This is a genomic window from Spirosoma panaciterrae DSM 21099, from assembly GCF_000374025.1.
Taxonomy (GTDB): domain Bacteria; phylum Bacteroidota; class Bacteroidia; order Cytophagales; family Spirosomataceae; genus Spirosoma; species Spirosoma panaciterrae.
Map to the genome: position 1 here is coordinate 206,526 of NZ_KB893174.1, position 18,962 is coordinate 225,487.

The following is an 18,962-nucleotide window of genomic DNA, read 5'->3' on the forward strand; positions in this document are numbered from 1 at the left end:
GCTTTAGCTAACACCTAGCTACCTATTCAGAGAAGAAAATAGGATGTTGATACACATATATCGTTTCGTTCCTTATTTTGGTACGGGAATTGATAAAATGATTACCACCGTTTGCCGTCGGCACGTTATACGGGGCGTCAATCCGTCGTCTAACGGGCTTTGAGTTCCGATGGACGAACGTTTAGTACCCCAAAACCGTACTTGTATACTTGTTCAACCTGCTATTGTCTACTTCTCTATGAACCAAGGTGTACATCATGAAGCCTTACAATCTGTTAATCGTCGAGGACGATCTAGATGATCAGCTTTTATTAAAACTTGCCTTTGCCGATGATTCGATCACTTATAAGCTCCTGTTTGTGTCATCGGTCGATGAATTTATTGAAAGTATTCCGCTATGGCCTGTTACACCAGACCTGATTCTGCTGGATATAAATATGCCGATCCTAAACGGGTTTCAGGCTCTGACGTTTTTGAAAAGCTCACCGCTCTATCGACAGATTCCGGTAATTATGCTGACCACTTCTGAAGTCGATTCGGATATTGATCGGGCTTATGAACTGGGAGCCAGTGGGTATATTACAAAGCCTGACACCCATACCGGGCTGCTAAAAATTGCCGAACACATTCGGATGTTCTGGTTTGGGGTTGCGAAAATTCCGACTCGTCTGGCCTGATAAGGGTGACTAGATTAAGGCTAAGGCACTTGCAATTTTAGCTCCGGTTATTGCATTGTTCTTAATGAGGGCAATGTTTGCCTGTAAGCTTTCTCCGTGCGTATGTGTGGCAATGTATTTAAGCAGGAATGGCGTGATGTGTTTGCCCGTAATCTGTTGAGCATCGGCGGCTGCTAAGGCTTGCTGAATATAGCCTTCAATTTCGTCGTTTGGTACCTGTTGATCAGCAGGAACCGGATTGGCAATCAGAACCGAGCCGTCAAGGCCCAGCGCCCATTTCGTGTTTAGCATATCCGCAATCTGCGCTGGGGTATCGAGTCGAAGTGGGGACAAAAATGGGCTTTGGTTGCTGTAAAAACCGGGTAGATGGTCCTGTCCAATCGTGACAACAGGGATGCCTTTGGTTTCCAGATATTCAAGCGTGAGGCCAATATCCAGAATGCTTTTAATCCCGGCCGATACCACCGCTACCGATGTTTGGGCCATTTCGGTTAAATCGGCCGATATATCCATACTGTGCTCGGCTCCCCGATGAACACCCCCAATCCCCCCGGTAACGAATACCCTGATGCCCGCCAGGGCGGCAATGCGCATGGTCGCGGCTACAGTCGTGGCTCCGTGCAGGCGTTGGCTGATTACAAAAGGCAAATCACGCAGGCTTACTTTCCATACGTTTTCGGCCTGACCGAAGTATTCAAGTTGCGGTCGGGTAAGGCCGACATGACATTTTCCGTCAAATACAGCAATGGTAGCTGGGGTTGCTCCATTAGCCCGCACAAGTTCTTCAACCTCCAGCGCCGTTTCTACATTTTGGGGCCAGGGCATCCCGTGCGATATAATGGTCGATTCCAGGGCTACTACTGGCCTGCCTGTAGCCATGGCTTCCTTTACCTCGGGTTGTATGTCTAAATATGGATTCATAACTCTTTGTTTGAGCAAGTTACTTACGGTTTTTGGGAGCTAAAAACCATCGTCGTAATGGACTGGGCACGGATGGGTAGCTGTCGGCCCGATGCAGTACGTTTTTTTAGATTTTCCGTAGCCGAGGTTTCGTAGATGTCCATTGACTTGGGCCGGAAAGGCACACCCTCTACCTGTAGCAGGGTATCGCCACCCGGATTAACAACGACCAGTATCACCTGATGCCCGTCGATCGAGCGGTAGGCTGAGACCAGTGGAGAGGTTATCAGTGTATCGCTTTGGTTGGACTGAGTGCCTATACGGACCATACCGGGCCGAACAAAACGAGCGAAATTGCCCAGCGCCCAGAGCGTTTTGGAAGCCAGAGCATCGCCCCCAGACTGGTTCTGCTCGTTTTCGCCCATTTTGCCGTTTTTCTCCAGATAGATTAGTCCGTCTTTGTAGTTGTTGGCACTCAGGGCGAGCCACCATTGCCAAGAAGCCGCATTGGCCAGGGTTAGGTCGGTATGAACTACTTTGGCCACATAAAGCGCAGTTTTCATACCCAGGTCACGGCCTCCGCCGTTGATCTCACCGTCATTATCGCCCAATACACAGTATTCCGACTGCCAGAAACCAACTCCAGCCAGTTTCAATTTGTCGCCAAGCTGTTGCCGGGTCGATCGGAGTAGCCGGATGGGGGAGGTGGTGAAATAGCTATGACCACTCACCAGCCGTTCCACATGGGGTAAGTTGCCGATGTAGTCAGGACTGCCTGGAGTAAACAAAGCGTCAATCACGTTATCCTGGCCCGTTTTGCTGCGGTTGGTACCCCCTTGCGACAGGTAATTCAATTGACCCGCTTCGCCCAGTACCAGTTGGGTAGTAAGGTTTCGGGCGCTCAGTTCGTGGCTTAGTGACCGGGTTAGTTCGGCCATGTCGGCGTTGGTGGCAGGGGTGCCTTCCTGCGTAGCCATTGTTTCTCCTTTTTTGATTCCCCAATCCCACTGGGGTTCGTTGAACGGGCTAAGGTAATGCATGGGCCAGCCTTTTCGGTCAAAATACTGAACCACGTCGGCCAGAAAGCGCGTGTATTCGCCCAGCCGTTGGCGGTTAACGTTGTAATCACCTAATTTTCCCGATGCATAGGCTTTGCCGTTGGCTGTGAATTGAACGGGTGGTGAGTTGGTAAAACCGAGCAGGTAAGGGACCTTTCGCCGATGGGCCGCTTCCACAAACCATTGCTGGCCAGCCTGTTTCGACCAGTCGTAGGTGCCATCGGGGCGCTGAAAACATTCTGACCGACGCCAGGGGCTGCGAATACCGCTCGAATCGCCCTGTTCGGTACTACCGGCTCCGATGTTGAACCGCCACATCGACAGCCCGATTCCTTTCGGATTGCCTGCCGCGTCGGTATCCAGGCTGAATAGCCAGTCGGCAATCTGTTCCCGATTCGCCAGTGAATACTTCGTACCGACAAACTGCGCCGACCAGCAGTCCGAAGCTCCGAAGCTGTGGATGGTCTGATACGTTTGCTGGGGCTGGAGTGTAACGACCAGTGGGGTGGGGAGAGCGGGCCGTTGCGCCTGCCCGGATTGGCTAACTGCAACCTGTAAAAGCAGAGCCGCAATGGCCGTTGTACGCGTTTTGAACATCAGAAAGAAGGGTGAAACAGACCTTGTGGCCTGTTTTTGGGAAAAGGCCTTGAAAAGTCCTAAACTACCCACCAGCAAAATTGAAGACAAATTGAGATGCCAAAAATACCTGAAAACCCGCTTAACGGCCGATTGACGGGTAGTGCCTTATGAATCGCTACAGGCCCCTGATGCTGGAACGATTGACTTGCTGTTCTTCGGGCTGGATGATTCCTTCACATACAAGCAGACCAGCTAAAGGCTTTATCGTTTGGGGCGCCCACATCGGATCAGAATGATTATTTCGACGAAAGCAGTCCAAAGCTTTTGCTTTTTGACAATGCGCAAAAGCAGAAAGGGTTCATTTTTATCAGGCAATACCTGAAAGATGGCGTTAACTCGCGTATCCATTTCGAAATAAAAGTGCTGAAGTAATCAACTTTCTAATCGTGCTCCGCTTTCCTTGTCGATAAACAAGGTTGCGTTGCCATGTTTTCGTAAAATGGTCGAGGGATATTGCTCCGAAATGTCATCGGTTACCGTATGCTGAACCGCTTCGGCCTTATGCGCTGCGGGGACCATGCAAAAAATGATAGGGGCTTTTACCAGCGCCGGAATGGTGAGCGTAAGTGCGTATTCTGGGACTTCCGATAAGGAAGCAAAACAGCCATCGTGGACCTGCTGCCAGCGACTGGTTAAGTCCAAGCCTACTTTTTTTACCAGCACCGGGTCGTCGAAATGAGCTACATGCGGGTCGTTGAACGCGATATGACAATTTTCACCAATGCCCATACACACAATATCGGTAGGGTATTCCTGAAGTAGTTCGGCATACCGTTTGCATTCTGCATCGGGGTCATTGTTGCCGTTGAGGTAATAAACGGCTTTCAATGGGACTTTGCTAAAAAGCCGATCGCTCAGGAAGGTACCGAATCGCTGGGGAGCCTCTTCGGCCAGATTCACGTACTCGTCCATATGGAAAGCGTTGATGCGCTCCCAAATAATGCCGGGTTGTTCGGCCAGAGCTGCCAGAAATTCATTTTGAGAAGGGGCGGCCGCGAAGATGATATTGACCGTTTGCTGTTTTTGGAGTAAACCGCGAATCGCTTCGGCAGCCTGTCGGGCTGCTTCGATACCCAGATTCTCGCGGGTATCGAAGCATTGGACCGTAAGCGTGTCAACGGTAAATTCACGGACTAAAGAAGGGGTTGCAGGCATTGTATTGGATAATAAGGTGGTGTCGTTCAGGCTGAATAAATAAGTTTACCCTGTCTCATGGTTAGCCTAACCATAATGTTCTGGTCGAAGAATACGAGATCGGCATCTTTCCCTTTGGCGAGTGCGCCTTTTTGATGGTCCACACCCATAATGCGGGCAGGGGTAGTGCTGGCCATCCGAACGGCTTCCAGCAAGGGGACATCCGCGAGCTGAACCATATTGCGAACCAGCCGATTCATCGTGGCCACGCTACCGGCGAAAGCCGTGCGGTCGGGTAGTTTGGCAACCCCATCTTCGACGATTACTTTCAACCCATTCTTTAAGGAACCTAGTGTACTTTCGCCTTCGGGCATTCCGGCGGCTCGCATGGCATCGGTAATGAGGGCTGTCCGGTCGGCCCCTTTGATTTTATACACCAGTTTAAGCAAAGGGGGGGGCAGATGGATACCGTCGCCGATGATTTCTACATCCAGATCGAGTAAAAAGGCACTTTCGATAACGCCAGCGTACCGAAACGCATTTCGGCGGGTTACGCCCGACATAGCCGAATACAGATGTGTTACCAGCGAATAGCCATTTTCGTAGGCCAAAAGCACATCGTCATAAAGCGCATCCGTATGGGCAATAGCCGCTATGACCCCTTTCTGCCGAAGCCGCTGCCCAAAGGCAATAGCCCCTTCCAGCTCTGGGGCGGCACTCCACCGGACAATTGAGGAAGAGCGACTCAGGATTTCTTCGTACTCGACTGGGTCTGGGTTTCGGATGTACCGAGGGTCCTGTGCACCTCGCTGGCTTAGGGCAAAATAGGGGCCTTCCAGGTGCATCCCTAGAAAAGCCGCTCCCTGGGTATTGTTCCGGTGAGCCCGTTCATAAACGTCCAGCGTTTGCAGCAGGTCATCCTTTTCGGCCGTTAACGTGGTTGGAACGAGTGCCGTTGTGCCATACTGGGCATGTAACTCGGCAATCTTCAGAAACGCTTCTTCGGTGCCATCCATGAAGTCGAATCCACCTCCGCCATGCACGTGAAGATCGATAAATCCTGGAGCCAAAAACTGACCCCTGGCGTCGATTTCGACCGCATCGGGCACGTCGATCGGGCCATCGTGGATGCCGATAATCTGCCCATTCTCAATCACTACTGTGCCGTTCGGTATCGTACGAAAGGGGGTTAGAAGCGTGCCGTTGGTGATTTTTTGTTTCATCAGAACCCCCACCGTTTTACGGTATGACCATATACGGCATAGTAGACCAGATACAGGTAGCAGGGGAAAAGCACCCAGTAGGCGGTATGTACTGTATATAGGTCGGCAAAATAGCCATATACAAGCGGCATGAGCGCGTTACCACACAAGCCCATAATTAATATAGATGCGCCGAGTTTTGTGAATCGACCTAATCCATCCAGGGCCAGCGGCCATAATCCCGCCCAGACCAGCGAGTTTGCCAGACCCAGCAGCACAACGAACCAGATGGATAGATCGGCCGTATGGCCCAGAAACGTTACTGTTCCGTGGGTGAAAATGATGAGTAAGGTGAATAGGGTGCCCAGTAGGGTACAGACGCGCAAGGCATTCACCTGACTGATGAACCGGGGAATGGTAATGATGCCGATGATGTAGCCGCAGATGGTGCAGAACAGGGTATAGGAGGGAAAGGTCTTGGCTTTGAGTAAATCGATGCCCATTGAATTGGCATAGCCAATGATGGTGTCGATGGCAATAACCTGCGTACCTACGTGCAGAAAAATGGCGAATGCCCCCAGAATCAGGTGGGGAAACTGGAGGATGCTGGTCTTCCCGGCATTTGCGGTGGCGACATCGGGCGTTTCGTGTTCCGTGTCAATTTCGGGTAGGGGTGACCGATACACCAGATACCCCAGTACAAATAGGAACGTACCCAGCACGGCATAGGGCGGAATCACGCGCCGAACCAGTTCGTCCAGAGCAACTCCCCGTTGATCGGAGCTCATAGTGCTTAACTGGGCAAACAAATCCGTATCCGTTGGACGTAAAATAACGGCAGCAAAAACCAGCGGGGATAAAATTCCAGCGGCTTTATTGCAGATACCCATCATACTGATGCGTTGGGCAGCCCGCTCTTTAGGTCCCAGAATGGTAATGTATGGGTTAGTCGCGGTTTGCAGAATGGCCAAACCAATACCGATGGTAAACAAACCCATCAGGAAGACCACGTAGGTTCGGGTCATGGCGGCCGGGATGAATATAAAGGCTCCCAGCGCCATGGCCCAGAACCCAATCATCATCCCTTTTTTGAATCCGACGGATCTTAATAAGTACGATGCCGGAACCGACATGATGAAATAAGCAATATAGAACGCAAAAGCAACCAGATACGCCTGAAAGCTGGTCAGCTCACAGGCGATTTTAAAGTAGGGAATCAGGATGGAATTGACCCACGAAATAAAACCGAAGATAAAAAACATCAGCCCGACCAGAAAAATCGAGATGGTCGTTTCCCGCTTACTCAGCCGGTTGACGTCGATGGCTAGTGTGCTCATAGTCGTATTAAGGTAAGGCAGGTGGAAACCCGCGACGGTGCATCTGAAAATGGAGAATCGTTGCCCACGTTACAGCGTTGGCTCCCAGCCTTTCTCATACTCGCGTTTCCAGTATTTCATCGCGTTTTTGTTGTTCAGAATGTGCCCGTTGGCCGGGTCGATGTCCAGGGCATCACCAGAACGAAGAGAGATGTTGCCCAGTTGACACAGCAGCGTGCTCTGGTGACCACCCACAATACCCGACGCCAGAGGAGCCCCTGTCTTGATGGCTGCCACGAAATTCTGAAGGTGGGTAGCGTCCAGGGCCTGTGATGGATTCATTTTGTTGCGTGGGTCGATGGGTAGGTCGTTTTTCACATCCTTCACCAACTTGTTGTCGAGGTCAAAGATTTTATAGGCATTGCCACCGCCGTATTGGAGCGAGCCCGTTTCACCATAGAATGTAACGCCTACATCGCTCTCCTCAACGGTTCGGCCATTGCAGCTTCGGCCTTCCCAGGTCATGGCCGTGTTGTTGTTGAAGGTCAGGTTAATGACCTGCGTATCGGGCGTTTCCCAATCGTCTTTATACCGATAACGGCCACCCAGCGAGGTCACTTTGTTGGGGTATTCGACATCCAGTCCCCAGCGCATCAGGTCGAGCATGTGCGTACCGTTGTTCAGGGCTTCGCCTGTACCCCAATGCCAGAACCAGTGCCAGTTGTAGTGAATAACGTTGTCTTTGTAGGCCCGTCGGGGAGCGGGTCCCTGCCATAAGTCATAGTTCAGCCAGGCGGGAACCGACGTAGGTTTGCCGATGCCAATCGTTGCCCGATTGTTGGTGTACCAGCCTTTTGCAAAGTAAGGCCGACCAATGGCTCCGTTTTTGATGTCCTCTATGGCCAGTTTCACATTCGGCCACGAACGGCGCTGGTTACCCATCTGGATAACGTTTTTGTACTTAGCCGCCACGGCTACCAGCAACTCGCCCTCATGTGGGTTGTGGCTACAGGGCTTTTCGAGATACACGTGCTTACCCGCTTTCGAGGCCAGAATAGCCGCCGGAGCGTGCCAATGGTCGGGTGCCGCAATAACGAGGGCGTCCATGTCTTTATCTTCGAGCGCCTTTCTGAAATCGGGTTGGTTCTTCGGCTTTGCCTTCTGAATGCCTTCTACCGTGGTTATGCATTTGTCGGCGGCCCTTGAATCGACATCACAGATCGTGACCACTTCGCAATTGGGTTGCAAGGCATAATTGCTCGACAAAGCCAGCCCCCGACTGTTTACCCCCATGACCCCAACCCGCACTTTTTCATTGGCTCCCAGAATTCGCCCGTAACTCTTGGGGCTAATACCCGGCAGTACACCCCCAACAGACAAAGCTGCGGTGCCGATAATCGTCTGTTTAACAAAATCCCGACGGGAGTTGGCCGTCAGGTTATTTTTCGTGTTTTTCATGGTATTGATTTTAGGGGTAATCAGATGCTACTTACCTTGAGGAGCCCAATAGGTGCAATAACCTGTTGTATAAACCGGGCCTTTGAACAGCATACACGAACCACAACGCTGGCCCTCTTTAGGAGGTAACCATAAATTACAGTTGCCGCACTTCGATTCTGGCCGGGGAGACGGGTTCACATAACCCAGTTTTTTTCGGGTTTTCAGATCGGCCTCCGCAACGCCCGAAAAATCATTGCAGGGATCGACAGCCGCTTTGTTGCCCTCTTGTTCTGAAGACGTTTTGGATTGGCACCTACTCAGTAAAAGTGGCAATGCGAAAGCCGCTGAACCCGAAAAAATGGATTTGCCAATAAATTGTCGTCGGGAGTAGCGTTGGGGTTTAGTAATTGGGTTCATTTGGTAGGAGTATTTTGTTTTCGTGTACTATTAATTAGCCTGACGGCTCCCCGGAGTACTATACTACTGTAGCCTTGGTCTGTGTCCTCACAGAACGCCTGTAAATCAGCCTCGGTCAAAGCGGTCTGTGAGGACACAAACCGAGGATGCGATCTATCCAGTAGGTTTTAAGAAACCTACTGTGTCAGTTTTAAGAAACTGACATCACGATAAATCGAAATCATCATCCAAGTCTCTTCTTAATTTGTTCCGATTTGATGGCTACCATACGTTTCAAGCGGTCGTCCAGAATGGCTCCCGACGATTTTGCCCCAGCAGTGAGACCCGTGAAGGCTACCTGTTGCCAATGAGGCTGGTTACTGAATAAGCTCAACAATTGAACGGCTTCCCCTTTGCGATTTCGGGAGCCTACTATAAAAGCCAGGTCTGTTAAGAGTGTATCCTTTTCGGGACTGGCAGAGTTGAAGTAGGCGCTTTCGGCCAACTGGCGAGCAAGTTCGACGGAAGAACCGGCGTCGGAGCTGAGGACTGCCGTTCGGAACCAGTGGTCTTTGCCGTACTTCTCAAGTATACCCGCCAAGGCCGGTGCGACCTGTTGGGCCGGAAATTGTCCCAGGCTAAGGGCGGCCTGAAACACAACGGGCAACGAGGGGTCGTTGGCTTTATCGATAAGCTGGGGCAGGCAGTCTGAAAACCGCTCGGCCAGCATGACCCCATACGCCCGAATGTCGGACTGGGTATCCTGCATAGCCTGTTTGACCAGACGGGTATCCAGCGCGTTCAGTCCTTCCAGCACAAAAAAAGCGTGCAGACGAGCACGTGGGTCGGTAGGGTTGACGAATAGCTGCTGAACGGCCGGAATGATCGTTTTGTCCTGTTTTTCGAGCAGGAGCCGCTGGGCCTGTAGCCGCCACCATTGATTCGGATGGGCCAGTAAGGCAACCAGTTCGCTACTCGTTTTACGTCTGAGATTGGGTTGGATGGCGGCTGGTTTACTGGTTTTGGCGGCTATCCGATAGATGCGGCCCAATTTACTGCCGTTCCGAAAGTCCATGTCTTCTTTCAGATCGTCGGGAATGGCCGTGGGGGTTTCGATGTGCTGCCGATACATGTCGATCACATATAAAGCGCCATCGGGACCAACGGTGAAGTTGACGGGCCGAAACCAGGGATCGGTTGACGCCAGAAACTCATGATCGGTTTCGCCGTTGCTTCGCTGGGCTATAAAGCGAGGGCTATTGGCTGAACGTTTCAATACGTCGCGGTGGATAAGATTACCCGCTACTTCGCCCGTAAAGATCGAGCCGTAATAATCGTTGGGTAATCCATTACCTCCATAATATGTACCACCCGATGCCCCCGTAAAATGGTCGTCGGCGTATTCGTGACGGTCTAGTTTTGCTTCCTTAAACTGCGCATTTCGACGTTTGGTGCGTTCCTGCCGCCAATAGGGAGCGGGGGTTTCCTGATGCATAATCGGGTCATGGTCGGAGATATTGACCGTCGGCTCCGTGGGGGGCAGATGCTTCTGGCGATACAGATACCGAGCCGGAATAGGGGCCTGCTGTACGTGCAGACTGTTTTCGGTGAAGAACCGATTGCCCCAGTCGTCGATAGCCAGCCCAAACTGCCCTGAACTGGATTCAACTTCGAACTGGCCCCGATCTAATCGAAACCGGAAGTCGCCCCCTTTCACCGAAACGGGCTTGGCGTTGGGGTTTCGGGTAAAGCGTATTTCGCCCTCCCGGCCTGTATTGGACGCATAAATCCAGTTGTCGACGCTATAACGAAGGTTGGTGATCTGGGCTTCGGAATTGTCGGCAAAAAAACCAGTGAACAGGATTTCCTTAACATCCGCCCGGTGGTCGCCCGTGGTGTCTTTGAGGAACATAATGTTGGGGGCGGCTGCTACCAGCAACCCACCCTGCCAGGGTAAAATGCTGGTGGCTTCGGAAAGATGATCCGCGAATACCGTTACCGAATCCATCCGGCCATCGCCATTGGTATCGGTCAGCATTCGGATGGCCCCTCCCAACGAACCATCGTCGGGCTTGGCTGGGTAATCCGGCATTTCGACCACGAATGCGTTGCCGTCTTCATCAAACACCATCTCCACTGGGTCAAGCACCTGCGGTTCGGCGGCAAAGATCGAAACCCCCAGCCGATCGTCCTTCATCGTAAAACTTTTGAGGGCTTCTTCGGGGGTAAGGGCTTCTTTGTAATGCGAGCAGGAAACGCATAGTCCTGTAGCCAGGAGGTAGGCTGTTTGCCTGAATCGGTTGTTGATTGAAGTCATGTCGTCAGGGTGTTATGAAAACACAGCCGGAATTTTAATCAGATCCTGAATTTCGTGCCCGTCGTGGTCAAATCGGGCCAGCGTATAGACCGACCCGTCGGCACCGATTGCCAGCGAATTGACATAGGTAGGCCGGGCCCCGTCGGCATAAAAAATGGGGCCGTGGTCGGTGTAAGACTGACTCGGAATATGGAAGGTGATCAGGTGTAAGTTTTCAAGCCCTTTGGCCGCACCTTTGGCAATCTGCTCTTCGCCCTTTACCCGTTTGCCATCTATATAGATTGGGCCACCCGTGAGGTAATAAATCGTCTCCTGGTCGGGTCCCAACTGGAAGCCCAGATAGCCATAGCTGAACTGGTCGAACATGCCGCTTTTACGAGATGGCTCCGAGGTCAACCGCTCCACAAGTTCAACTCGCTGCTGACGGGGATCGAACTTGAATAGATACCCCGAATTACCGTGGATGCCATAAGCCACTTCTTCGGGAGCATACCAGAAGATTTTTCGCCAGTTGTAGCCCATGCTCCCGGGATGTGTTGGGTCGTAACGCCCAAAATAATCGAGCCGCAAATCGACATCGGCAAGTTGGCTTAGCTGTTCGGTATCCGGTTGATAGCTGAAAATGTTGCCTTCCGATGTCGAGAGATAGACTGCGCCATCGCGTGGGTCCACAAACATGGAGCGGCACAGAACCCGGTAGTCATCGCCCGGAATGCCCGCTTCTCCTTTTGCCGAAACAAGACCGATGGTTTTGAGCGTTTTTGCCTGACAATCATACTGAATGAAATACCCCAGTGGCCAGGTAATGCCGTATAAATACCCGCGCTCCCTGTCGATGGTCATGGTGAGAATGCCTTCGCCTTCGGGCGCAAGGGCCAGATTTTCGAACGTATCTGTGGTTAGGTCGTAAGAAACAAAATGGCCGCCAGGATACAGGGCTTTGCCGCCGGGTGCGTTTTGCGGTAATCGCTCCATCCCGTCGATCATTTCATAGACACCGATGTGGGTTGCGAAATAGAGCTTGCCGTTGCTCTCGTAAAAACGAACGTGACTTTTGCCCTGGGGAATGGCATTGGCTGACGTTTCACCACAGATGTCGGTTAGGTCGGCCAGCCATTCGGTCGTGTCTGTTACCGGGTCATAGACATAGAGCTGGCCACCCTGCTCGTACGATTCGGAGCAGAGCACGTAGTAGATTTTTCCGTTGCTGGCAGCGGTAATGGCATTATAGGTATCGTGCGCCAGTGGGAAACCTGAGTAGTAGGATGTAGCGGTTAACACGTCAATAGTTGGAGGATTCATGCCGTTGGTATTATGAGCCGTTTTTTGTCATGCTTATGCAGGAAGCATCTTAAAATTTCCAGGTTCTCAGGTAGGCAATCCTTAAGATGCTTCCTGCGTCAGCATGACAAAAAAACTGCGTTCTATTGGGATTTAAGGGGTATACCCACCTGTTCGGCCAGACGGTTTATCTCCTGGTAAATCAGGGTTGGGACTTCGGGTGCCCAGATGCTGGGGAGGCCATACACCATCTGCGATGAAGCGCCTTCATAACCTCCTTCCTGCAAAATGGTCGTTGAGGGGATGTAGCCCATCACATCATTGGAATAGCCCATCACAAAAATGTCGGGCCCAAAGCGTTTTTTGCAGTCGATGGTATACTGGATGACCAGTTCGCCCCCAAAGCTCAGGATGGGTTGACTGCCCAATTGCCATACCTGTAACGGATACGGATAATGACGGATAAAGGCTTTGCCCTGCTTCTTTTCGGCCAGCATTCGGGTAGCCCAGCGTTTAAGATACCCTTCGTTTTCCTGAATCGTCATTGTTAATTCAGCTTCGGATGGGGGAGCCGAAAGGGGGAGCAGAATTTCGGAGTAGGCCGTTCGTAGCTGTGGTGTCAGGTCCCGCATGGGTTCACTGAGTACCCGTTCTACGGCTGCGGCCAGTTCCTGCCCATACTGACGGGCCAGCGGTATGGTACGGCGGGGGAGAGGGTTCTGATCGCCGGCAGCCCCCTGAAAAAACAGGGCCGTTAGGCCAGGGTGCGCTTTCTCCAGCTCCAGTTGGGCAAAACCTGCGTAATCGCCTGACCATTGGTAGAGGTCGAGTACGGTAGGGTGACAGGCGTATCCGAATACCACCGTTTTGAGTTTCCCGCTGGTATTGAGGATCTTGATTACCGGAACGGCATAGTCGTTGGGCCCTTTCAGTTCCGTTTGTTCCAGCAGCGCACCTTCTTTGTTGTTTCGTCGGTTCACCTGAAAGCGAGTGACCCCATTTTGGGCGAATAAAGAAACGGGTTCCAGTTTTTGGAATGCCTGATCCACCAGCGTCACGATCTGCGTTTCCAGCCAGCGCGAATACCAATCAATTTTGCCCTGTTCCCCGGCGTCGAGGGGGTAAATGTCCTGAAGGGCATTGTCGAGAACAGGCCCGGAATGCGTATGCGAACTGTTGAGAATGATCTGCGCTTTGGTTAGGCGGAACTGACCGTTCAGGCGTTCGCGAATCCGGTCCGACATGGCTTTGGGGAAGCCTAGCATATCGGTCGTCACCAGAACGGCTCTGTTTCCGGCATCATCCTCCAGCGCCAGGGCTTTGGCCCATAAATCGTGCAGTTTCCCGTCGGCAGCGTGGGTACGAGAGGCATAACCCGCCTGCCATAGCGGTTCTTTAGGCGTGATGACTACGCTGGCCGTACCCGCTTTCCAGCCATCGGCCAAAACGTAGCCGGGAATCAAAAGTCCCAGCCACACAAACCATACAAACCTCAATCGGTTCCTCATTTCTGACTCAGCAGTTTATCGGCGTGGGTGTGAATTTTTTCGATGGCGTTGGCAATGCTATCCATGTCGGCTTGCGTCCCCAGCAGCATATTTTGCGTGAACCAGACGGCCTCTTCGTTGCAAAGCCGGTCGTTTTGCGGACAATGGTTCTGCTCAACATAGGTCTTGAAGTTCAGCATCGACTTGGGGTACATTTTCTGGAAATTTTTCGACTGGAACGCGTCGTTGAGGTAGGGCATGTTGTTCAGCGTGGCGTACCCTTTTGAACAGGGAATTCCCTCCGCCGTTAGTGCTTTTAGAAACACCTCGCGCGACAAACCCTTGAAGGCTTCTTTCTGATAACGAAATGGGAAAAGATGGAAAGCGGCCCGGGTTACAGTATCGTAAAGTTTATAGGGAACAACACCCGGAATGCTTTTGATTTTGGCTTTCAGATAAGCGGCATTCGTATTTCGGGTGGTAGTTTCGGCATCGAGTCGTTTAAGTTGGGCCAGCCCAATGGCTGCCTGATACTCGGTTAATCGGAGTTTTGTGCCCTGAATGACGGTTCCTGCGCCAATCACTCCCGAAAGCATACCGTAGGGATTGCCGTAGTTGTGGTACGAGAAACAACGGTCCATAAAGGCATCGTCGTTGCTGACAATGGCACCTCCTTCGCCAATGGCCAGGTTCTTGGAGTTCTGGAAACTGAAACAACCCGCATGCCCAAACGTACCGACTTTCTGGTGATTGATTTCAGCCAGATGCGCCTGACAGGCATCCTCAATGACAACCAGATTGTGCTTTTTGGCAATAGCCAGAATCTGGGGCATATTGGCCGGTAAGCCCAGAATATGTACCGGAATAATCGCTCTGGTTCGCGGAGTAATCTTGGCCTCGATCTTGGCCGGGTCGATCTGAAACGTTTCGGGATCAACATCGACGAATATGGGCATGGCTCCCGTTGCCAGTACGGGGGCTACCGTTCCGATAAACGTATAGGGGGGAACCAGAACTTCATCGCCCCCACGGATATTCAGTTGATCCAGGGAAGTCATGATGGCGTTGGTACCATTGACAACGGCCAGCGACCGCTTGACCCCCAATGTAGCGGCCCATTTGGCTTCAAATTCACTCACGACATTGGCTCTTGACCAGATGCCACTACGAATTACTTCCAGCAACTGTTTTTCGTCCTGCTTCGGTTTCCACAGGGGCCAGGTGGGCCACTCGGCCGTTCGAACGGGTTTCCCACCCAATAAAGCAGGGGGCTCTGCCAGCGAAAACGGAGACGATGGGGGGGGAAGATGCGTTGGCGGGCTGGAAGCCAGCGCCGAGGCATCGGAAAGTAACGAAGCCGGTAGCATGGCCCCCAGACCCGTCAATGAGTTTCGCTTTAAAAACTCTCTTCGTGAGACGTTAGACTGTGACATACGATTCGGTGGATGCGGTTATTTTTTCGCTTTAGACAGGACACTTTCGAGGGTAACGGCAGCCCCTCCACGACGTTTGCTTTCGTCGGCGGCTTCCATAAAGGCAAAAATTTCGATGGTTTCTTCGGGGGTAACGGGAACTTCGCCCGTTTCGTAATAGTGGATAATGTCTTGTAGGAGAGGCTCATAGCCACCATAAGGGCCCAACACCAGATTGCCTGTTTGGGTGAACACCGTACCGCCGTAGTCGTGCTTGCCCGTTCGGGTACCGCGAACGGTTCCTACGCGCCCATCGGTCCAGGTGCCTACCAGGATGTCGGTGCCATCGGTATGTACGCGGACCACCTGTTTGCAGCCCGTACCCATCACCGTATACAACGTTTCTACCCCATGAATGCCGTACCAGAAAAAATCGGGGTGGGTCTTTTCAAGCACCGCCGGACTAAAGGTATCGGCCCCCACGACCTTGCTCTTTTCTACTTTTCCGATGCCTTTGATGTGCCGGAGCGATGAGGCCGAGAAAAGTGGAATATTGTACTGTTTAGAAGCCTCATAAATGGCGAGCACATCGGTCAGCGAAGCCGCAACGGGTTTGTCGATAAAGACCCGTTTCCCGGCTTTCAGCACCTGAAGGGCTTGTTCCAGATGCAATCGCCCATCGTTGGTTTCCAGCAAGACCACATCCACTTTTTTGAGCAGATCCCTGATCGAATCGACGATTTCGACGCCCTGTTTTTTTACCTCTTCGGTATAGGCCGGTACGCGCGATGTACTGCTTTCGATGTCTTTGCTACCCTGCGGATAAGCCGCTACGACTTTGTAGCCCAGAAAACTGCTATTGGCGTCGGGACTGTTGAGAGCTTTGACGAAGGCAGTACTGTGCGACGTGTCTAACCCGATTATTCCCACTCGTTTACCCGCAGCGACTAACTGTTGGGCCTGAAGCAGCGTAGGGGCCAGCAGCAAAGCCGCACAGCCCTGCGAGGTCTGTTTTAAAAAGAATCTTCGACTGGATGTTGATGGGGTCATAGCTTTAGGATTTGCGCATTTACACACAAAGGCAATGGAATCGATTGCTACTGTTCGGGCGCAGAGCGGCCTGAAAATCAGTGATTGATCAAATTAGACTTTTGCCTGTGTAGTTCCACCTTTGGTCATCGAAATGTCGACGGGTTTGTTTTTCTGCCAGGACCCGCCCGTAAAGTCCGGTACATCAATCGAGTTGGAACGGTGCGCTACCGACCAGGCACTCAAAGGCCCCACCGAACTCCATAAAGCAGCATCGTACACGTCCTGATCGAGGGGGAGGCCATTCCGCAGGCAGTCGATGGTGCGCCAGTCCATCAGAAAATCCATACCGCCGTGACCGCCCACATTTTTGGCGATTTCACCCATTTTCTTCACAATCGGTGGCATGTATTTTTCTTCCAGCGTTTTGATCTCTTTTTCCGTCATCCACTCGTGGCCCGTAGAGTAGCGGGCGGGTTCGGGGTATTTCAGCGCAACGCCTTTGGTACCACTGACCAGTTGAACGCGGGAGTAGGGTCGGGGCGATGATACATCATACTGTACCAGAATCGTCTTCCCTTTTTTGGTTCGGATGGTGGTCGTGCTCATGTTGCCGTTGTACGACTTACCCGCGTACGGCTTGTAGAAAGCGTCTTTATCGGCCAGTTCTCTGGCCATATTGCCGAGTACAAAATCATTGCTCGACATGGAAATCAAATAATCCATCTGGTCGCCCCGGTTGATGTTCAGCACTTGGCAGATTGGCCCCAGACCGTGGGTAGGATAGAGGTTGCCGACCCGTTTGTACATTTCTTCCAGTTCCCACATCTGATAGAAGTGTTCCTTCGAGAAAATCAACTCCTGCAGGTTATGGATATAGGCCCCTTCGCAATGAACAATTTCGCCGAAGAAGCCTTGCCGGGCCATATTCAGGGTGAGCAACTCCGTGAAATCGTAGCAGCAGTTTTCGGTCATCATGCAGTGCTTTTTGGTACGCTCCGAGGTTTCGACCAGTTGCCAGCACTCTTCAAGGGTTTTAGCGGCCGGGACTTCTACACAAACGTGCTTGCCATGATTCATGGAAAACACCGCAATAGGGGTGTGCAGGGCCCAGGGGGTTACGATATAGATCAGGTCGAGGTCGGTGCGCTCACAGAGTTTTTTCCAGGCATCGGGACTTCCTGAATACAGCTGAGGCCGGTGGCCGTTTGCTTCTATTTTCTTCAGGGCCAGATTTACGCGTTCAGGCCGAAGGTCGCACAGGGCTTTTATCTCGACACCCTCGATTTGATTCAGTCGTTCAACGGCTCCCATGCCCCGGTTGCCAATGCCTACAAAGCCAACGCGCACCACATCCAGTTTGGGAGCGGCATAACCACTCATATTGAAAACCTGGGGAGGAGTTCGGCTGGCCTGTTCGCCAATCGTTTCCAGTTCGTCGGGCGAGGTGGCGTAGGCGGCAAATGGACTGGCGGCAACCAGTCCTAACCCACTGAGTCCGGCTGTCTTTAAGAAATTTCTTCGGGTGTTTTCCATGTTCGTTTTTGTAGGTCTATTTGATGGCGAACCAGACGGTTACAGTACAGCGCTAATCGGCAAAAAGGCAATCGCCCAAAAAGGCGGGTGCATATCCCTTATCTGTAGCCCATTGTACCGCCGTCAGTATGCGATTTCGGAAGTCGGGTTGGTAGGCTTCGTAGAAAGGGTAGAAATATTGTTCGTGAACAAGTAAATCAACAAAAGGCGGTAGGCCAGACGGCTTGTCTGCATAGCTGTCCAGGTAGGGAACAATGTCGGGAAGCTCTGTTTTGTCGATGACAATGCTGCTTCGGATAAACGTGATGTTTTCCTGATTGTCGTGCCATACGAAGCGCTTTTTCATATGCCGTCGCTGCTGTTCGCTGAGGTAGTAGGAAACGGGCGGCAACGCATCATCGACGTTGAAGTAGCCCAGTTGTCCGATGTAGCCCGCATCGCGCAGGGCTCGGGACCCCTCAACAGTAGCCTCACCCCAATGCAGCGTGGTTATGGGTCCTGTAACGGCCTCACCTGCAAACCGTTGAATCTGTTCCTGGACGATGGCGCAATCGTGGGCCACCTGCGCATAACCGGCCTGCTGGTAAGGCTTGTCAGGAAATTCGCCCCAGGCATGGAAGCTGAGCCGGAGCCAGTCGGCATTGGCTTGCCATTCGGCTTTGAAGTGTTCAGGAAACTGCGACAGGTTGAACCCCTCCGTCTGGTAGAAAAGATTGAGGTGTACTTTGGTGCCGTAGGCCGTATGCACCTGCTTCAAGAAGCCCAGATACGGGTTGTCGAACAGCGATTGGTAGTTGTCCTGCTGCTGATAAATATCCCGCAGAAACCAGATGTTGTCGTCGATGGACAGGCGATAATGGCCCGCAAAGTTCGGAAGCCAGAACACCCGAATCGACTGGGTTTCGGTGGTGGTGCAATTGTGGACGGTAATTGTATTCGCGTACTGGCGTAATCGAACCTTCCCCGAAAAAACGCCCCGGTCATAGTTGGCCCCGATTCCATTGATGGTGAGATAATGAGAGGCCGGTGCCGACACCTGTACGTCTATTTCCAGGCCGTCGGCCGTTGTCAGGCCATCGCGGGCATGGAGCATATCGCCATCAATAGGGCTTAGGAACTGGATGGTTGGGTTCATGGG

General features: G+C 52.1%; 15 protein-coding genes. 1 reads left to right on the forward strand and 14 read right to left on the reverse strand.

Annotated elements, in window-relative coordinates; all coding sequences use genetic code 11:
* Positions 1 to 257 precede the first annotated feature (257 nt).
* Positions 258 to 677: a response regulator gene (locus B153_RS34755; protein WP_020595883.1), complete on the forward strand. Its 420-nt coding sequence runs from the start codon at positions 258 to 260 to the stop codon at positions 675 to 677.
* Between the two features lie 9 nt (positions 678 to 686).
* Here B153_RS34755 and B153_RS0106520 read toward each other — a convergent pair whose 3' ends face one another.
* The 14 genes from B153_RS0106520 to B153_RS0106590 all read right to left on the reverse strand — a co-directional run bounded on the left by B153_RS0106520 (position 687) and on the right by B153_RS0106590 (position 18,959).
* Positions 687 to 1,598: a pseudouridine-5'-phosphate glycosidase gene (locus B153_RS0106520; RefSeq protein ID WP_020595884.1), complete on the reverse strand. Its 912-nt coding sequence runs from the start codon at positions 1,596 to 1,598 to the stop codon at positions 687 to 689.
* 23 nt (positions 1,599 to 1,621) lie between these two features.
* Positions 1,622 to 3,232 carry a glycoside hydrolase gene (locus B153_RS0106525; protein WP_020595885.1) on the reverse strand — a complete coding sequence of 537 codons (1,611 nt, stop codon included), beginning with the start codon at positions 3,230 to 3,232 and terminating at the stop codon, positions 1,622 to 1,624.
* Positions 3,233 to 3,646: 414 nt separating this feature from the next.
* Complete coding sequence (locus B153_RS0106535) at positions 3,647 to 4,429, reverse strand: glucosamine-6-phosphate deaminase (RefSeq protein ID WP_020595887.1); 783 nt, start codon at positions 4,427 to 4,429, stop codon at positions 3,647 to 3,649.
* A 26-nt stretch (positions 4,430 to 4,455) separates the two neighbouring features.
* Complete coding sequence (gene nagA, locus B153_RS0106540; RefSeq protein WP_020595888.1) at positions 4,456 to 5,631, reverse strand: N-acetylglucosamine-6-phosphate deacetylase; 1,176 nt, start codon at positions 5,629 to 5,631, stop codon at positions 4,456 to 4,458.
* Entirely contained in the window at positions 5,631 to 6,947 is a 1,317-nt protein-coding gene (locus tag B153_RS0106545; RefSeq protein ID WP_020595889.1) for a sugar MFS transporter, read from the reverse strand. The genes nagA and B153_RS0106545 overlap by 1 nt, the downstream gene beginning before the upstream one ends.
* A 69-nt stretch (positions 6,948 to 7,016) precedes the next feature.
* Positions 7,017 to 8,384, reverse strand: coding sequence for a Gfo/Idh/MocA family protein (locus B153_RS0106550; protein ID WP_020595890.1), 1,368 nt, complete (start codon positions 8,382 to 8,384; stop codon positions 7,017 to 7,019).
* A 27-nt stretch (positions 8,385 to 8,411) separates the two neighbouring features.
* A complete protein-coding gene (locus B153_RS0106555) occupies positions 8,412 to 8,783 on the reverse strand; it encodes a high-potential iron-sulfur protein (RefSeq protein WP_020595891.1) in 372 nt (123 codons plus the stop codon).
* 223 nt (positions 8,784 to 9,006) lie between these two features.
* Entirely contained in the window at positions 9,007 to 11,079 is a 2,073-nt protein-coding gene (locus B153_RS0106560) for a PVC-type heme-binding CxxCH protein (RefSeq protein ID WP_020595892.1), read from the reverse strand.
* A gap of 12 nt (positions 11,080 to 11,091) precedes the next feature.
* Positions 11,092 to 12,381 (reverse strand): hypothetical protein, encoded by a 1,290-nt coding sequence (locus tag B153_RS0106565; protein ID WP_020595893.1) that lies wholly within the window; start codon positions 12,379 to 12,381, stop codon positions 11,092 to 11,094.
* A gap of 122 nt (positions 12,382 to 12,503) precedes the next feature.
* A complete protein-coding gene (locus B153_RS0106570) occupies positions 12,504 to 13,868 on the reverse strand; it encodes a neutral/alkaline non-lysosomal ceramidase N-terminal domain-containing protein (RefSeq protein ID WP_020595894.1) in 1,365 nt (454 codons plus the stop codon).
* Positions 13,865 to 15,280 (reverse strand): DegT/DnrJ/EryC1/StrS family aminotransferase, encoded by a 1,416-nt coding sequence (locus B153_RS0106575; protein ID WP_026261949.1) that lies wholly within the window; start codon positions 15,278 to 15,280, stop codon positions 13,865 to 13,867. The genes B153_RS0106570 and B153_RS0106575 overlap by 4 nt, the downstream gene beginning before the upstream one ends.
* An 18-nt stretch (positions 15,281 to 15,298) precedes the next feature.
* Positions 15,299 to 16,309, reverse strand: coding sequence for a Gfo/Idh/MocA family protein (locus tag B153_RS0106580; RefSeq protein WP_020595896.1), 1,011 nt, complete (start codon positions 16,307 to 16,309; stop codon positions 15,299 to 15,301).
* A 93-nt stretch (positions 16,310 to 16,402) separates the two neighbouring features.
* The gene (locus tag B153_RS0106585) at positions 16,403 to 17,824 is read right to left on the reverse strand and encodes a Gfo/Idh/MocA family protein (RefSeq protein ID WP_020595897.1); all 1,422 of its coding nucleotides are present in this window, start codon (positions 17,822 to 17,824) and stop codon (positions 16,403 to 16,405) included.
* 52 nt (positions 17,825 to 17,876) lie between these two features.
* The gene (locus tag B153_RS0106590; protein WP_020595898.1) at positions 17,877 to 18,959 is read right to left on the reverse strand and encodes a hypothetical protein; all 1,083 of its coding nucleotides are present in this window, start codon (positions 18,957 to 18,959) and stop codon (positions 17,877 to 17,879) included.
* Between the last annotated feature and the right edge of the window lie 3 nt (positions 18,960 to 18,962).

Excerpts from the sequence above, each read along its gene's own strand:
- B153_RS0106545 (WP_020595889.1), bottom strand. The coding sequence starts at position 6,947 with ATGAGCACACTAGCCATCGACGTCAACCGGCTGAGTAAGCGGGAAACG.
- B153_RS0106575 (WP_026261949.1), bottom strand. The coding sequence starts at position 15,280 with ATGTCACAGTCTAACGTCTCACGAAGAGAGTTTTTAAAGCGAAACTCA.
- B153_RS34755 (WP_020595883.1), top strand. The coding sequence starts at position 258 with ATGAAGCCTTACAATCTGTTAATCGTCGAGGACGATCTAGATGATCAG.
- B153_RS0106525 (WP_020595885.1), bottom strand. The coding sequence starts at position 3,232 with ATGTTCAAAACGCGTACAACGGCCATTGCGGCTCTGCTTTTACAGGTT.
- B153_RS0106535 (WP_020595887.1), bottom strand. The coding sequence starts at position 4,429 with ATGCCTGCAACCCCTTCTTTAGTCCGTGAATTTACCGTTGACACGCTT.
- B153_RS0106555 (WP_020595891.1), bottom strand. The coding sequence starts at position 8,783 with ATGAACCCAATTACTAAACCCCAACGCTACTCCCGACGACAATTTATT.
- nagA (WP_020595888.1), bottom strand. The coding sequence starts at position 5,631 with ATGAAACAAAAAATCACCAACGGCACGCTTCTAACCCCCTTTCGTACG.
- B153_RS0106590 (WP_020595898.1), bottom strand. The coding sequence starts at position 18,959 with ATGAACCCAACCATCCAGTTCCTAAGCCCTATTGATGGCGATATGCTC.
- B153_RS0106550 (WP_020595890.1), bottom strand. The coding sequence starts at position 8,384 with ATGAAAAACACGAAAAATAACCTGACGGCCAACTCCCGTCGGGATTTT.
- B153_RS0106585 (WP_020595897.1), bottom strand. The coding sequence starts at position 17,824 with ATGGAAAACACCCGAAGAAATTTCTTAAAGACAGCCGGACTCAGTGGG.
- B153_RS0106580 (WP_020595896.1), bottom strand. The coding sequence starts at position 16,309 with ATGACCCCATCAACATCCAGTCGAAGATTCTTTTTAAAACAGACCTCG.
- B153_RS0106570 (WP_020595894.1), bottom strand. The coding sequence starts at position 13,868 with ATGAGGAACCGATTGAGGTTTGTATGGTTTGTGTGGCTGGGACTTTTG.
- B153_RS0106565 (WP_020595893.1), bottom strand. The coding sequence starts at position 12,381 with ATGAATCCTCCAACTATTGACGTGTTAACCGCTACATCCTACTACTCA.
- B153_RS0106560 (WP_020595892.1), bottom strand. The coding sequence starts at position 11,079 with ATGACTTCAATCAACAACCGATTCAGGCAAACAGCCTACCTCCTGGCT.
- B153_RS0106520 (WP_020595884.1), bottom strand. The coding sequence starts at position 1,598 with ATGAATCCATATTTAGACATACAACCCGAGGTAAAGGAAGCCATGGCT.